Here is a 14,947-nt window from a genome sequence, read left to right as displayed (position 1 = left end):
CCCGTGCTCCGGAGCAGTTTTTGAAAAATGGCAGACGGCAATAGATTTTTCCCGGCTTTGCGTCTCATCCTCGCCGCTTTGGTTGCGGGCGTGCTGGCCGGCGCGGTCGCGGTATATGTCAGGGAAAGCGGTTCTGGCAACAACGCGCCCGCGCAAGTGGCCGCCGGCGGCGGCAAGGACGACGTGGCCTGCGCCGCCAAGACCGACCATGCCAAGAAGATCGCCGCGGCCGCTACCGGTCAAGTCGCCGCGCTTTTGCCGGCGGATCCGCCGCAATCGCTGAAAAGCCTCGCCTTCAACGGCCCCGACGGCAAGCCGACGACGATCGCCGATCATGCCGGCAAGACGGTGCTGCTCAATCTGTGGGCAACATGGTGCGCACCTTGCCGCGCCGAAATGCCGGCGCTCGATGCACTGCAGAAGGAGATGGGCAGCGACGCGTTTCAGGTTGTTGCAGTCAACGTCGATGCCGGCGACGATACCAAGCCGAAGAAGTTCCTCGAGGACACCGGCGTCAAGGCCCTCGGCTATTATCGCGATGCCACCATGGCACTGTTCAACGATGTCAAGACGCGCGGCCTGGCGCTCGGTCTGCCGGTCACCATGCTGATCGATGGGCAAGGCTGCCTGATCGCCCATATGAACGGCCCGGCCGAATGGTCGGGGCCGGATGCCAAGCGTCTGGTCGAGGCAGCGCTTCAGCCGGGATAGGCTCAGACCGTGCGCAGGCGCGGCTTGAGCACGGCGATGCTTGCGCCGCGCCGGCTGGCGGTGCGGACTGCCGGAGCCGTGACGCCCGTCAACTCGCCGAATGTCTCGATCGGAGCCGGTTTGCCGAGGTAATAGCCTTGCCCGATCTCGCAAGCCTCGGCGTCAAGGAACTGCAATTCGCCCGGCGTCTCGATGCCCTCCGCCAGGACCGGCAGGCCGAGACCGCGTCCAAGCCCCAGCACGGCGCGGACGATCGCCGCGAACTGGCCGTTCTTGTCGACCGATTTGATGAACGACCCGTCGATCTTGATCTTGTCGAAGGGAAAGGCGCTAAGGTTGGACAGCGAAGAATAGCCGGTGCCAAAATCGTCCATCGCCACATGCACGCCAAGCGCCTTGACCTGCCTCAAGGTTGCCAATGCGCGGGGCATGTCCTTCACCAGGGCCGTTTCGGTGATCTCCAGTTCGAGCCTGCCGGGTGCGAGGCCGGATCTCGACAGTGCGTCGTGCACCTTGCGGCTGAAGTTCGGATTGTGAAGCTGCACGGCGGAGACGTTGACGGCGACCATCAGCGGATTCGTCCAGCGAACAGCATCGTTACAAGCCGTCGTCAGCACCCAGTCGCCGATCTGCGCGATGGCGCCACTGTCCTCGGCCACGGGGATGAAAACGGCCGGGGAAATGTCGCCCCGCTCCGGATGCTGCCAACGGACCAGGGCTTCGAAGCCGATCATCTTGCCGCTGCGGATTTCCTTCTGCGGCTGGTAGACGAGGTGGAACTCCTTGCGGGCGATCGCCTGGCGCAGTTCATGCTCCATCACGCGCTTGTCGCGGGCCGCGGTGCCCATGGCTATCTCGAAAAAACGATACGTGTCCCTCCCCTCGGTCTTGGCGCGATGGAGTGCCGTGTCGGCATGGCCGATCAGGCCGGCCTGATCTTCGGCATCCAGCGGAAAGAAGGCGATGCCGATGCTGGCCGAAACAAGGCCGGAGCCGACTGAAACCCTGTTTTCCTCCCGGATCGCCGCCAGCAAGTCCTCGGCTATGCGGCCTGCGGCCAGGGGGTCGGGGAGGTTCGGAGCTAAGACGGCAAACTCGTCGCCGCCGAGACGCGCGAGCATCTGTCCGTGGCGCGGAATGCCGGAAATGCAGTGCGCCAGCTTCTGCAGCATGGCGTCACCGGCGCTGTGGCCGTAGAGGTCGTTGACTTGCTTGAATCGGTCGAGGTCAAGCAGCAGGAGCGCCAGATATCCATCCTTGCTGCCACGCTCCATCGAAGCGATTTCTGCTTCGAGCCGGGAAGAAAAGCTCCGCCGATTGGCAAGCCCGGTAAGTGGATCGAAATGCGCGAGACGGAGGATCTCTTCTTCCGCCTTCTTGCGCTCACGGATGTCGCGAACGGCAAGCACCGTATGAGGCCTGCCGCAGTAGGCGATCTTCCTGGCGATCAGCTCGACAGGAATTCTCGTGCCGTCGCTGCCCCTCAATTTCGTTTCTTGTGCCTGTTCGCCGAAGCCGGATACATCGGCTGCGCTCTGTCCATCGAACAGCTCGCCGAGTTGCATCGTGTTCAGGGTGGCTGTCGCCGTGCCCGTCAGTTTCGCCATGCTGTCATTGGCGCTGACTATGCGTGTGCCATCGCAAACGATCAGCCCTTCGACCGCGGCATTGGCGAGATCGTGCATGCGATCGGCCTCGAGCCTCTGCCGGCGAAAGCGCAGGTCGATCCACAGCGCGGCGCCTGACAGCACAAGGATTACCAGGCTGGCGACCGCTGCGGCAAAGGCCTGGGAAATGGGCTCGATGGAATGTTCGGATATTTCAATCGAGGAATCCGGAATGATCGACACCGCGCCCATCGCGATGAAATGCAAGCTGCAAATCGCCAGCGTCAAAAGCGCGGCGCCACCAAGTGTTGCGAGCGCGGACGGGCGGCGCAAGACGACAAGGAGCGCCATTGCCGCGAGCGTCCCGCCGGCCAGAAGCGATATCGCGACAAGGAGCAGGTTCCATACGATCCGGCCCTCGACCTCGAACGCCGCCATGCCGATGTAGTGCATCGTCGCGATGGCACCACCGAGAATGGCACCGCCGACGAGGAAATGGTCGATGCCGCGGCGCAAGGTGGCAACCCACATCCCAAGCGCGGTCAGGATGACGGCGGCGGCAAGCGAAAAGGCGGATAATCCCGGATTGTATGCGTTTGGTATTCCCGGCGTAAACGCAGTCATGGCGATGAAATGCGTCGCCCATATGCCGAACCCGGTCGAAGTTGCGGCGATCATTAGCCAGACAAGCCGGTTTCGGTTGGTCGATCGGCCGACGTGCTTAAGGAGATTTACTGCAGAGAAGCAAGAAATGCCGCAGACGAGGGCGGCAAGTGCGACCAGTCTCAGGTCGTGCTGACTTACAATACAATTATAGACCGTCAGCATCCTGGGTTCACTCGGTCTGCCAAATAACAGGGGAGGTGTGACTGATTAGCTCTTGGAGATTTTAACGAATGGTTAACCCGCGGGCCATGAGGCGGGCCTTTTCGGGGGAAAACCGATGCGCTCCGCCGAGAAGGCGGTGATGTAGTTCCTGGCGACGCTTTCGGTAGCGAGCGCACTTTAGCCGGAAGCGATGTTCATTGACCCGCAACAAAACCGTTGTCCGATTGTCATCAGCGCCACATATTGGCTTTGCGAGAGTGCCCCTTTCGCCAATGACAAACGGGAGATGAAACATGAAGTTCTTCGGCTTCGCGGCCGGTGTTGCCGCCACCTTGACCCTGCTTTCCACCACCTCCGCCTTCGCCGTCACGCAGATCAGCTGGTGGCACGCCATGACCGGCGCCAACGCCGAGGTCGTCGCCAAGATCTCCAAGGATTTCAACGCCAGCCAGAGCGACTATGAGCTCGTTCCGGTGTTCAAGGGCACCTATCCGGAGACGCTGAATGCCGGCATCGCCGCTTTCCGCGCCGGCCAGGCGCCCGATATCCTCCAGGTGTTCGACGTCGGCACCGGCGTGATGATGGCGGCCGAGGGTGCGATCAAGCCGGCGGCCGATGTGCTGACCAGTGCCGGGATGACCTTTGACAAGAGCCAGTATCTGCCCGGCATCGTCGGCTATTATTCGAAGCCGGACGGCACCATGCTGTCGTTCCCTTACAACTCCTCGTCGCCGATCCTCTACTACAACAAGGACATTTTCCAGAAGGCGGGCCTCGACGTGAACAGCCCGCCCCAGACCTGGAACGAGGTGTGGGAAGCTGCCAGGAAGATCAAGACGAGCGGCGCCGCCCCTTGCGGCTATACCTCGACCTGGCTGACCTGGATCCATCTGGAGAATTTCGCGGCGTGGAATGACGTGCCTTGGGCCACTCGGCAGAACGGCCTGGCCGGCGGCGATGTCGAACTCAAGATCAATGCGCCGATTTTCGTCAACCACTTCCAGGCACTCGCGGACCTGGCCAAGGACGGCACGTTCAAGTATGGCGGGCGCACCTCCGAAGCCAAGCAGATATTCCTCGCCGGCGAATGCGGCATCTTCACCGAATCGTCGGGCGGCCTCGGCGATATCGTCAAGTCCGGCATGAACTATGGCATCGGCCAGCTTCCCTACGATAGCGACGCCAAGGGCGCACCACAGAACACCACGCCGGGCGGTGCCAGCCTGTGGGTGTTCGGCAACAAGTCGGACGAGGAATATAAGGGTGTTGCCGCCTTCTTTGCCTATCTGTCCAAGACCGATGTGCAGGAATATCTGCACCAGAAGTCGGGATACCTGCCTGTGACGCTCGCCGCGTATGAGGCGACCAAGAAATCAGGCTTCTATGACAAAAACCCCGGCCGCGAGACACCCATCCTGCAGATGACGGGCAAGGCGCCGACCGACAACTCGAAGGGCGTGCGCCTGCCGAATCTGCCGCAGGTGCGTGATATTCAGAATGAGGAGTTGGAGAAGCTGCTGGCCGGCCAGCAAACCGCCCAGCAGGCGCTCGACAATGCGGTCACACGCGGCAACGCCGCGATCAAGGAAGCGCTGGAGAACTGACGAGATTATCTCGGTTAAAGCGCGTCGCGTTTGAATGGCCACATGCGACGCGCTTTAAGCTCTTGTTCTTATGCATGTCGTTATCTCAAAACCGCTGCGCACTTTTGGGCGACATGCATTAGTCGGTTGGAATATCGCCCACGCGAGCTCGCGTGGGCGATACCTGGATAGCGAGGGAAATCAGCTTGTCTCCACGCGTCGTATTTCCCAACAAGATCCTGCCGTACCTGCTGGTGGCGCCACAACTCGCCATCACCCTGGTTTTCTTCTACTGGCCGGCCGGTCAGGCGCTTTACCAGTCGATGCTCAGGCAAGACCCGTTCGGGCTGAAGAGCAGGTTTGTCTGGTTTGCCAATTTCCGGAAGGTGCTGGCCGATCCGGCCTACCTCAACTCGATCAAGGTCACCGTGGTGTTCTCGCTTGCGACCGCGATCGTTGCCATGGTTGTGGCCCTGCTGCTCGCGGTCATGGCCGAGAAGGCCGTGCGCGGCAAAGGCCTCTACCGCACACTGTTGATATGGCCTTATGCCGTCGCGCCGGCGATTGCCGGCATGCTGTGGCTTTTCTTGTTCAATCCTTCGATCGGCTCGTTGGCCTATTTGCTGAGAAGCCTCGGCATCGCATGGGACCCGCTGCTCAACGGCACCCACGCCATGATCCTGCTGGTGTCGGCGGCTGCCTGGAAGCAGATCAGTTACAATTTCCTGTTCTTCGTCGCCGGCCTGCAGGCGGTGCCGAAAACGCTGATCGAGGCGGCGGCCATGGATGGCGCCGGCGAGACCAAGCGCTTCTGGACCATCGTCTTCCCGCTGCTTGCGCCGACAACCTTTTTCCTGCTGGTCGTCAACACCGTCTATGCCCTGTTCGACACGTTCGGCATCGTTCATGCCGTCACCGGCGGCGGCCCGGGCAAGACGACCGAGACGCTGGTCTACAAGGTCTACAATGACGGCTTCGTCAATCTGATCCTGGGTGACTCGGCGGCGCAGTCGGTCATCCTGATGGCCATCGTCATCGCGCTCACAGCCATCCAGTTCCGCTATGTGGAACGCAAAGTCCATTACGGCTGAGGGCAGCGATGATCGGCCAATCTCCGCTCCGCACCGTCATCGCCCATGCCGTGCTTATCCTTGGCATATTGATCGTGGCTTTTCCGATCTACTACACCTTCGTTGCCTCGACGCACACGCTGCAAACGATCCTCAGGCCGCCGCTGCCGCTGTTGCCCGGCGACCAGCTATGGAACAATTACAGCGAGGCGCTGTTCGGCGGCATCGGTCGTATCGGCGGTGTCAGCGTGGGCAGACTGCTCCTCAACACCACGATCATGGCGCTCGGCGTCGCGGTGGGAAAGATCTTCATCTCGATCCTGTCGGCCTACGCGATCGTGTTCTTCCGCTTTCCGCTGCGCATGACCTTCTTCTGGCTGATCTTCATCACCTTGATGCTTCCGGTCGAGGTGCGCATTCTGCCGACCTACAAGGTGATGGTCGATCTCGGCATGATCGACACCTATGCCGGCCTGATCATCCCGCTGATCGCCTCGGCCACCGCAACGCTGCTGTTTCGCCAGTTCTTCATGACCATCCCGGGCGAACTGGTCGAGGCGGCGCGTGTCGACGGTGCCGGTCCATGGCGCTTCTTTTTCGATATTCTGGTACCGCTGTCGCGGACAAACATCGCCGCGCTGTTCGTGATCCTCTTCATCTACGGCTGGACGCAGTATCTTTGGCCGCTGCTCGTCACCAACAGCAACGACATGAACACCATCGTCATCGCGCTGCGAAAGATGGTTTCCTTCGCCGATGCCGACACCCAATGGCACCTGGTCATGGTCACCGCGATGCTGGCCATCGTGCCGCCGATCCTGGTCGTGGTGCTGATGCAACGCTGGTTCGTGCGCGGCCTGGTCGAATCCGAAAAGTGAGAAGCCGATGGCGACCGTCGATCTGAAGGATGTCAAGAAGATCTATCCCGGCGGCGTCGAGGCCGTGAAGGGCGTTTCCATCGCCATTCCCGACAAGGAGCTTTGCGTGCTGGTCGGCCCGTCCGGCTGCGGCAAGTCCACGCTGCTGAGGATGATCGCCGGGCTCGAGACGATTTCGGTCGGTACAGTCGCCATCGACGGCAAGGTGGTCAACGCCATTGGCCCGACCGAGCGCGACATCGCCATGGTGTTCCAGAACTACGCGCTCTATCCGCATATGAAGGTCTACGACAACATGGCCTATGGTCTGCGCAACCGCGGCACGCCGAAGGACGAGATAGACAGCAGGGTGCGCTCGACTGCCAAGGTGCTGGGGCTTTCGGGGCTGCTCGACCGGCGCCCGCGCGAGCTTTCCGGCGGTCAGCGCCAGCGTGTCGCCATGGGCCGCGCCATCGTGCGCAACCCGAAAGTCTTCCTGTTCGACGAACCGCTGTCCAACCTCGATGCGAAATTGCGCGGGCAGATGCGCGTCGAGATCAAGAATTTGCAGCGCTCGCTTGGCGTCACCTCGGTTTATGTCACCCACGACCAACTTGAGGCGATGACGCTGGCCGACATCCTTGTCGTCATGAACGCCGGCCTGGTCGAGCAGATCGGCGCGCCGCTCGACGTGTACGAGAAGCCGGCCTCGATCTTCGTTGCTTCCTTCATCGGCGCGCCGCCGATGAATCTGCTGGCCCTCACGGGGGCCTCTCCAGGCTCGGTACTGACGGACGGGACGGTGATTGGCTCGGCGCCTGGACAAAGCAAGGCGGTGACACTCGGCTTTCGTCCGGAGGATGCCGATATCACCTTCACGGCAGAGGCGCCGGCCGGCGCGCTCGCGTTGCCGGCGACAGTGGAAGCAGTCGAGCCGGTCGGTGCCGAAAGCTTTCTCCACTGCGCGGCAGCCGGCAGCCGTATCGTCGTGCGCGTCTCAGGCCGCGCCAGCGCCAAGCCAGGCGACCAATTGCGCGTCGTGGCCAGGTCTGAAAAGCTGCACTGGTTCGATCATGCCGGTAAACGGGTCGATTGAGGTCGGCCTTGCGCAAAACCGTTCAGGCAAACACATGCGCCTTGCCCGACACGGTCAGCCGGACGATCTCGCCGATCGCCGGCGCGTCCATTCCCGGCTTGCGCAGGATCAACGGCGTGTTGCCGATGGCGGCGGCATCGGGCGGATCGGGGCTGTTCAAGAGACGCACCGCGATCGTGCACATCGAGCCGGCGAATTCGGATTCCGTCACCTCGCCGAACAGCATGTCCGGCGTGCCGGACATGCCTTCACGCGATGTCCGTTTCAGCAGCACCTGCTCCGGCCGTAGCATGATGCGCGCGACGTCGCGCCGCTCCGTGCTGTCGACGGCAATGCGGCCGAGCGGCGAGGTGGCAACGCCATCGGCGATCCTGGCCGGCAGGACGATGGCGTCACCGAGGAACTCGGCGATCATCCGGTCCTTCGGCTTGAAATAGAGCTCGCGCGGCGTGCCGACCTGCGAGAATTTGCCGTCGCGCATCACCGCGACCTGGCTGGCGAATGACAGCGCCTCGGCCTGATCATGGGTGACCAGGATGGTGGTGATGCCGGCCGTTTCGAGGAGCTCGGCCACGGCCTTGCGCATTGAGGCGCGCAAGCCGGTGTCGAGCGCCGAGAACGGCTCGTCGAGCAGCATCAGCCGCGGCTTCATGGCCATGGCGCGGGCGAGCGCGACGCGCTGCTGCTGGCCGCCGGAGAGTTCGTGCGGGCGGCGCTTCAGGATCCCTTTGTCCAGCCCGACGACATAGGCGAGCTCGGCGATGCGCTCGCTCCGCTTTTCCTCGTGACGGCCCATGCCGAACCCGATATTGGCGGCGATGCTCAGATGCGGGAACAGAGCGCCGTCCTGCGCCACCAGCCCGATGCCGCGGCGATGCGCCGGCACGGCCGTGTCGCCATCGGCCAGCACCTCGCCATCGAGCACGATGCGGCCCTGGTCGGGCGCCTCGAAGCCGGCGATCAGCCGCAGCAAGGTGGTCTTGCCACAACCGGATGGCCCGACGATCGCCGTACGGCTGCCGCTGGCCACGCTGAGGTCGACGCCGGCAAGTGCTGCCACGGGGCCGTAGTGCTTGTGGATGCCGCTCAGCTCGAGAAAGCTCATCGCCCGGCCATCCGCTTCGACTGGACGTAGAGCAGCCAGGTCAAAGGCAGCGACATCGCCACCATGATCAAGGCATAAGGCGCCGCCGACGCATAGTCGATCTCGCCGCTATAGGACCAGAACGCCATGGCCAGCGTGCGGGTGCCGTTGGGCGCCAGCATCTGGGTTGCGGTCAACTCGTTCATGATGCCGAGCGCGACCAATGCCATGCCGGCCGCGGCACCCGGCGCCGACAGGCGGATGGTCGTCGACCACAGCGCCTTGAGCGGCGACCGGCCGAGGCTGGAGGCGGCGCGTTCGAGCTCGACCGGCGCCTGTGCGATCGACGCCCTGAGGCTAATCAGAGCGCGCGGCAGGAACATCAGCGCATAGGCGACCAGGATGGTGAACAGGGTCTGGTAGAGCGGCATGGCGATACGCACGGCGATGGTGACCAGCGCCAGGGCGATGACAACCCCGGGCAACGCGCCGACGATATAGTTGCAGCCCTCCAGGACGCGTTGCAGCCTTCCCGGCGCGCGGATCGAAATCCACGCCATCGGCATTGCCGCGACGGTGGCGAGCAGCGCGCCTGCAATCGCCAGGAACAGTGTCTGACCAAGCGCCAGGCCGATCTCGTCGAGCCGCCAGATATCGGCGCCGCCGGCCATGAGCCAGCGACCGATAGTGACGAACGGCACCCCGAGCGCCAGCAGCGTGGTAACAGCGGGCAGCAGCAGGCAAGGAATGGTGGCGCGCCCAAGGCTCGTGCGCTGCTGGTGGCGCGCAGCACCCGAGCCGACGCGGGCATAGCGCTCCTCGCCGCGCACCAGCACCTCCAGCCCGAGCAGCACGAAGCAGCAGGTCACCAGCACGCCGGCCAGCATGTTGGCGGCGGGACCGTTGAAGGTCGACTGAAACTGGTCGACGATCGCGGTGGTGAATGTATCGAAGCGGATGAACACGTAGAGCCCGTATTCGGCCAGGAGATGCAGGCCGACCAGCAGGGAGCCACCGCAAATGGCGAGCCGGAGCTGCGGCAGCACGACACGCCTGAACACGCGCCACGGGCCGAGACCAAGGGCTGCCGCTGCATCTTCGAGAGCGGGATCGAGCCGGCGCAATGCCGCCGCCACCGGCAGATAAAGGAAGGGGAAATAGGCGATGACGGACACAAGCACGCCGGCCCACAGGCCGTGCAGTCTGGGCACCATGGTGATCCAGGCGTAACTGTGGACGAAGGCGGGAATGGCGAGCGGCGCCACCGACAGCCAGGCCCATAAGCGGGCACCCGGCAGATCGCTGCGCTCCGTCAGCCAAGCCAGCGCCACCGACAGCACGATCGAGATCGGCACCGCCAGCACCACCAGCAGGCTGGTGTTGACCAGAAGCTCGCCGACGCGCGGCCTGAACACCAGCGCCGCCACCGTTTCCCAGCCGGTCTGCACCGCCACCCAGACGATGAAGGCAAGCGGCAGCAGCGCGAAAAGCGAGACAAAGACGGCAGCCAACGCAATCCATGAGACCGACCAACGACGTGCCCGCACGGCCGTGGTGTCGGCCGGCAAGCCTGAAGGTGCGAGATCGATCGCAGACTGCATCAGATCAGACGTTGCGCCGGGTCCGCCCGGAGGCGGAAACGATCGGCGGCCGACAATGTGGCGAGCAGCTTGTGGTCATGGGCAAATGCCATTTTGAAAACAGAGCGCTCCCGCGGAAAGCGAATTCCCACAGGAGCGCAGTCGGTTGCCCTTTTAGGACGAACGCCGGCTAAAGCAAGCCGGCCGCCGTCATCAGGTCGGTCACCTTTTTCGAGTTCAGCGCCGTCGGGTCGACTTTCGGCGCCTGCAGATCGGCCAGCGGCACCAGCTTCGGATTGGACTCGGCGCCCTTGCCGACTGCGTATTCGAACGAATCGCCGGTTTTCAGCACGTCCTGGCCGCCCTTGCCGGTGACCCATTTCAGGAAAGCCTGGGCTTCCTTCGGGTGCTTGCTCGAGGCCAGCACACCGCCGCCGGAAACCGAGACGAAAGCGCCGGGGTCCTCGTGCTTGAAATAGTGCAACTCGACATTCTTGCTGTTCTCGCCGGTCTTGGCCTGATCGCCGTAGTAGTAGTAGTGATAGATCACGCCGCCTTCGACCTCGCCGGCATTGACCGCCTTCATCACCGTGCTGTTGCCCTTGTAGGCGGTAAAATTCTCTTTCATCGCCTTCAGCCAGTCGGCCGTGGCAGTCTCACCCTTGAGTTGCAGCAAGGCGCTGACGATCGCCTGGAAATCGGCGCCGGAGGGCGAAGCGGCCCAACGGCCCTTCCAGCTCGGATCGGCGAGATCGAGCAGCGATTTGGGCAGCTGGTCGGCGGTCAGCTTGGTCTTGTTGTAGGCAAAGACGGTGCTGCGCGCGGCAACGCCGACCCATTTGCCGCTCGCCGGCTGGTACTCCTGCGGAACCTGGGCCAGCGTCTCGGCGTTGACCGGCGCGAACAGGCCGGCTGTCTCGACCAGCACCATGGCCGGTGAGTTTTCCGTCAGGAACACATCAGCTGGCGAAGAGGACCCCTCAGCAACGATCTGATTGGAGAAATCGCTGTCGCCGCCGTTCCGGACGGTGACCTTGATGCCGGTTTCCTTGGTGAATCCTTCCGCCCAGGCCTTGGTCAGGTTTTCGTGCTGGGCGTTGTAGACGACGATGCCCTCGTCCTCGGCTAACGCCGGGCCGGCGATCAGGCTGATTGCAAGTGCTGTCGCACCGGCAAGGGCGGAAAGAGCATATTTCATGGCATCGTCCTCGATTTCGATGGTCTTTGGCTTGGTATGCTGCACCTATCAATACATGACTAGCGCAGTCAACATTGCTGGCCCGCTCAATCGCTCAAAAGGAGCAAACTTTCGTGATGCCCAGCTAATTTGCCTTGGACATTATTTCGCCGGCCACGTAACAAACCAGCGCCGAGACGCGAATATCGGGGAGTGAACTCTTGTGAGCGGCAAGGACGAAGCCGAGCTTTCCCGGCTGCTGCGGGCCGCAATCGCCGGAGACGAAAGGGCCTATGCCGACTTTCTGCACCGGATCGCCGCCCTCGTTCGTGGCTTTGCCCGGCGCAAGATCGTGCAGGGCGGGGTCGATCCCGAGGACGTCGTGCAGGAAACCTTGCTGGCCATTCATGTGAAACGACATACCTGGCGCCATGATGCGCCGGTGCTGCCTTGGGTTTATGCAATAGCCCGCTTCAAGCTGATCGATGCGTTCCGGCGGCGCGGCCGGCGGATCGAGATCGAGATCGACGAAATCGCCGAGACCTTTGCCGAGCCGGAATCGGAGACGATCAGCGAGCGCGACGTCAACCGGGCACTCGACTGCCTGTCGCCGGCGCAGCGTTCGGTCGTCTCGGCCGTGTCGGTCGAAGGCCGTTCGATCGGCGAGACGGCGGCGAAATTCGGCATCAGCGAGACGGCTGTGCGGGTGTCACTACACCGCGGGCTTGCCGCCATTGCCAAACGGTTCGGGGCGGGGCGGGAATAGCATGAGGACCGAAGATCTTATCAAGGCGCTCGATGCCGATGTCCGCAGCAAGGCGCTGCCGCTAGGCGCCGCCTGGTTGCTTGCAACCGGCGCGGCCATCGTGATCGCGGCCGCGGTTTTCTGGCTGACGATCGGCCCACGTCCCGACATCGCATTTGCCATGCACACGATGCGGTTCCTGTCCAAATTCGTCTTCACGATTGCTCTAGCCGTCAGCGCCTTTGCCCTCGTCCGCGCGCTGTCGACGCCCGGTGCATCGACAGGGCGGGCGGCGAGCTGGATGATCGCCGCGCCGCTGCTGGTGATTATGGCCGTGATTCTCGAACTCCTCGTCGTGCCTGTGTCCGACTGGGGCACGCGCCTGGTCGGCACGAACATGGTCATCTGCCTGACCTTCATTCCGTTGATCGGCATCGGCCCGCTTGCCGTCTTTCTCGCGGTGCTGCGCCATGGCGCGCCAACAAGGCCGGTGCTTGCCGGTGCGACCGCGGGCCTGCTTGCCGGCGGGCTGGCGGCGACCTTCTATGCAGCGCATTGCTTCGACGATTCGCCGCTTTTCGTCGGCACCTGGTATACGATCGCGATCGCCGGCCTTGCCGCGCTCGGGGCGGTCGGCGGACGGCTTTTCGTGCGCTGGTAGCGGTGGCGATCAGCGCGTCGGAACGGGATGCTCGCCGCGATAGTCGTAGAAGCCGCGCCCGGTCTTGCGGCCGAGCCAACCGGCCTCGACATATTTGACCAGCAGCGGGCAGGGGCGGTATTTCGAATCCGACAGGCCGTCATGCAGCACCTGCATGATCGACAAGCAGGTATCCAGCCCGATGAAGTCGGCAAGCTGCAGCGGCCCCATCGGATGGTTGGCGCCGAGCTTCATGGCGGTATCGATGGCGTCGACCGAGCCGACACCTTCATAGAGCGTGTAGATCGCCTCGTTGATCATCGGCAGCAGGATGCGGTTGACGATGAAGGCCGGGAAATCCTCCGAGACGGTGATCGTCTTGTCGAGCTGCTTCACATAGGTTTTTGCTGCCTCGAAGGTCTGGTCCTCGGTGGCGATGCCGCGCACCAGCTCGACCAGCTTCATCACCGGAACCGGGTTCATGAAATGTATGCCGATGAAGCGTTCCGGGCGGTCGGTCTGCGAAGCCAGCCGGGTGATCGAGATCGACGAGGTGTTCGTCGCCAGGATGGCCTCGGGGTTGAGCTGCGGGCAGAGCTGAGCATAGATCTTGCGTTTGACTGTCTCGTCTTCGGTCGCCGCTTCGATCACCAGATCGGCGCCCGCAAGGTCGGCCATGGCCGGCGCCGCGGAAATGCGCGCCATCGCCTCGTTGCGCAGCTTTTCCTCAAGTTTGCCGGAGCCGACCTGACGGGCCATGTTGCCGCTGACCGTAGCAATGCCCTTTTCGATGCGGTCGGGCGAAATGTCGTAAACCAGCACCTTGTAGCCCGCCAGCGCCGATACATGGGCGATGCCGCCACCCATCTGGCCCGCGCCGATGATGCCGATCGTCTCGATCTTGCTCATTACCCGATCCCGTCAAGGCCTTTGCGGCCTGCTTTTTGTGCAGTGCAAACTAAAAGGGCGGGGCGACTTCGTCTACCCCACCCCGCAGAATTTAATACGCTTTGGCAGAGGGCGTCAAAGCGCCTTTTGCAGTTCCGGCAGAATGACGAAGAGGTCGCCGACGAGGCCGTAGTCGGCGACCTGGAAGATCGGCGCTTCCTCGTCCTTGTTGATGGCGACGATGACCTTTGAATCCTTCATGCCGGCAAGGTGCTGGATGGCGCCGGAGATGCCGACGGCAATATAAAGATCGGGCGCCACCACCTTGCCGGTCTGGCCGACCTGCCAGTCGTTCGGCGCATAGCCGGCATCGACCGCGGCGCGAGATGCGCCGACAGCCGCACCGAGCTTGTCTGCGACCGGCAGGATGACCTCCTGGAACTTCTCGGAGGAGCCCAGCGCACGGCCGCCCGAAATGATGATCCTGGCCGAGGTCAGCTCCGGGCGGTCGGTCTCGGACAGCTTGTTCTCGACAAAGCTCGACAGGCCGGGATTGGCTGCCGCCTGAACCGTCTCGACCGGCGCGGAACCGCCCTCGGGTGCTGCCTGAAAGGAAGCAGTGCGCACGGTGATGACCTTCTTGGCGTCGCTCGACTGCACGGTCTGGATGGCGTTGCCGGCATAGATCGGCCGCTTGAAGATGTCGGGCGACACGACTTCGATGATTTCCGATATCTGGGCGACATCGAGCAGGGCCGCGACGCGCGGCGAGACGTTCTTGCCCGACGAGGTCGCCGGCGCAATGATCGTGTCGTATGGCTCAGCAAGCGAAATGACGAGCGCCGCCAGCGGTTCGGCGAGACGCTCGGTCAGTTCGTCGGCGTCGGCGAGCAGCACCTTGGTGACGCCCTTGAGCTTGGCGGCGGCGTCCGCTGCCGGCTTGGCGCCCTTGCCGGCAACCAGCACATGCACGTCCGAACCGATCTGCAGCGCCGCGGAAAGCGCCTTCGCGGTCTGGTCGGAAAGCGTCGCGTTGTCGTGTTCGGCAATCAGAAGAATTGTCATTTTTGTTGTCCCTTCC

At 63.0% G+C, this 14,947-nt stretch carries 13 protein-coding genes; 7 read left to right on the top strand and 6 right to left on the bottom strand.

What is annotated here, in order from left to right; all coding sequences use genetic code 11:
• The first annotated feature begins 27 nt into the window (after positions 1-27).
• Positions 28-711, top strand: a complete 684-nt coding sequence (gene tlpA / locus NKH05_RS24625; protein ID WP_352641354.1) for a thiol:disulfide interchange protein TlpA — start codon at positions 28-30, stop codon at positions 709-711.
• Between the two features lie 2 nt (positions 712-713).
• Here tlpA and NKH05_RS24620 read toward each other — a convergent pair whose 3' ends face one another.
• On the bottom strand, positions 714-3,146 hold the full coding sequence (locus NKH05_RS24620; protein WP_352789532.1) for a bifunctional diguanylate cyclase/phosphodiesterase: 2,433 nt from the start codon (positions 3,144-3,146) through the stop codon (positions 714-716).
• Positions 3,147-3,439: 293 nt separating this feature from the next.
• Between NKH05_RS24620 and ugpB the strand changes: the two genes are divergently transcribed.
• The 4 genes from ugpB (at position 3,440) to ugpC (ending at position 7,752) form a co-directional block, all read left to right on the top strand.
• Positions 3,440-4,750 (top strand): sn-glycerol-3-phosphate ABC transporter substrate-binding protein UgpB, encoded by a 1,311-nt coding sequence (gene ugpB / locus NKH05_RS24615; protein WP_352495610.1) that lies wholly within the window; start codon positions 3,440-3,442, stop codon positions 4,748-4,750.
• A gap of 185 nt (positions 4,751-4,935) precedes the next feature.
• Positions 4,936-5,820 (top strand): sn-glycerol-3-phosphate ABC transporter permease UgpA, encoded by an 885-nt coding sequence (gene ugpA, locus NKH05_RS24610; RefSeq protein WP_352483564.1) that lies wholly within the window; start codon positions 4,936-4,938, stop codon positions 5,818-5,820.
• A gap of 8 nt (positions 5,821-5,828) precedes the next feature.
• Positions 5,829-6,677 (top strand): sn-glycerol-3-phosphate ABC transporter permease UgpE, encoded by an 849-nt coding sequence (ugpE, locus tag NKH05_RS24605; RefSeq protein WP_352483522.1) that lies wholly within the window; start codon positions 5,829-5,831, stop codon positions 6,675-6,677.
• Positions 6,678-6,684: 7 nt separating this feature from the next.
• Positions 6,685-7,752 (top strand): sn-glycerol-3-phosphate ABC transporter ATP-binding protein UgpC, encoded by a 1,068-nt coding sequence (gene ugpC / locus NKH05_RS24600; RefSeq protein WP_352483523.1) that lies wholly within the window; start codon positions 6,685-6,687, stop codon positions 7,750-7,752.
• Positions 7,753-7,774: 22 nt separating this feature from the next.
• Here ugpC and NKH05_RS24595 read toward each other — a convergent pair whose 3' ends face one another.
• The 3 genes from NKH05_RS24595 to NKH05_RS24585 all read right to left on the bottom strand — a co-directional run bounded on the left by NKH05_RS24595 (position 7,775) and on the right by NKH05_RS24585 (position 11,614).
• Positions 7,775-8,857 carry an ABC transporter ATP-binding protein gene (locus NKH05_RS24595; protein WP_023721080.1) on the bottom strand — a complete coding sequence of 361 codons (1,083 nt, stop codon included), beginning with the start codon at positions 8,855-8,857 and terminating at the stop codon, positions 7,775-7,777.
• Positions 8,854-10,437: an ABC transporter permease gene (locus NKH05_RS24590; protein ID WP_352483524.1), complete on the bottom strand. Its 1,584-nt coding sequence runs from the start codon at positions 10,435-10,437 to the stop codon at positions 8,854-8,856. The genes NKH05_RS24595 and NKH05_RS24590 overlap by 4 nt, the downstream gene beginning before the upstream one ends.
• Before the next feature lie 169 nt (positions 10,438-10,606).
• On the bottom strand, positions 10,607-11,614 hold the full coding sequence (locus tag NKH05_RS24585; RefSeq protein WP_352483525.1) for an iron ABC transporter substrate-binding protein: 1,008 nt from the start codon (positions 11,612-11,614) through the stop codon (positions 10,607-10,609).
• A 202-nt stretch (positions 11,615-11,816) separates the two neighbouring features.
• Here NKH05_RS24585 and NKH05_RS24580 point away from each other — a divergent pair, with 202 nt between their 5' ends.
• Together NKH05_RS24580 and NKH05_RS24575 are read left to right on the top strand one after the other, a co-directional pair.
• On the top strand, positions 11,817-12,359 hold the full coding sequence (locus tag NKH05_RS24580) for a sigma-70 family RNA polymerase sigma factor (protein WP_352483526.1): 543 nt from the start codon (positions 11,817-11,819) through the stop codon (positions 12,357-12,359).
• A gap of 1 nt (position 12,360) precedes the next feature.
• The gene (locus NKH05_RS24575) at positions 12,361-12,999 is read left to right on the top strand and encodes an NrsF family protein (RefSeq protein WP_352495609.1); all 639 of its coding nucleotides are present in this window, start codon (positions 12,361-12,363) and stop codon (positions 12,997-12,999) included.
• Between the two features lie 9 nt (positions 13,000-13,008).
• Here the strand turns inward: NKH05_RS24575 and NKH05_RS24570 are convergent, their stop codons facing one another.
• Both NKH05_RS24570 and NKH05_RS24565 read right to left on the bottom strand, forming a co-directional pair.
• Positions 13,009-13,887, bottom strand: a complete 879-nt coding sequence (locus tag NKH05_RS24570) for a 3-hydroxybutyryl-CoA dehydrogenase (RefSeq protein ID WP_023721073.1) — start codon at positions 13,885-13,887, stop codon at positions 13,009-13,011.
• A 114-nt stretch (positions 13,888-14,001) separates the two neighbouring features.
• Positions 14,002-14,931, bottom strand: a complete 930-nt coding sequence (locus tag NKH05_RS24565; RefSeq protein ID WP_023721072.1) for an electron transfer flavoprotein subunit alpha/FixB family protein — start codon at positions 14,929-14,931, stop codon at positions 14,002-14,004.
• Positions 14,932-14,947: the final 16 nt, after the last annotated feature.

Source organism: Mesorhizobium sp. M1399, from assembly GCF_040317735.1.
In the GTDB taxonomy this organism is placed as follows: domain Bacteria; phylum Pseudomonadota; class Alphaproteobacteria; order Rhizobiales; family Rhizobiaceae; genus Mesorhizobium.
This window is presented reverse-complemented; position numbering and strand designations above follow the sequence as displayed.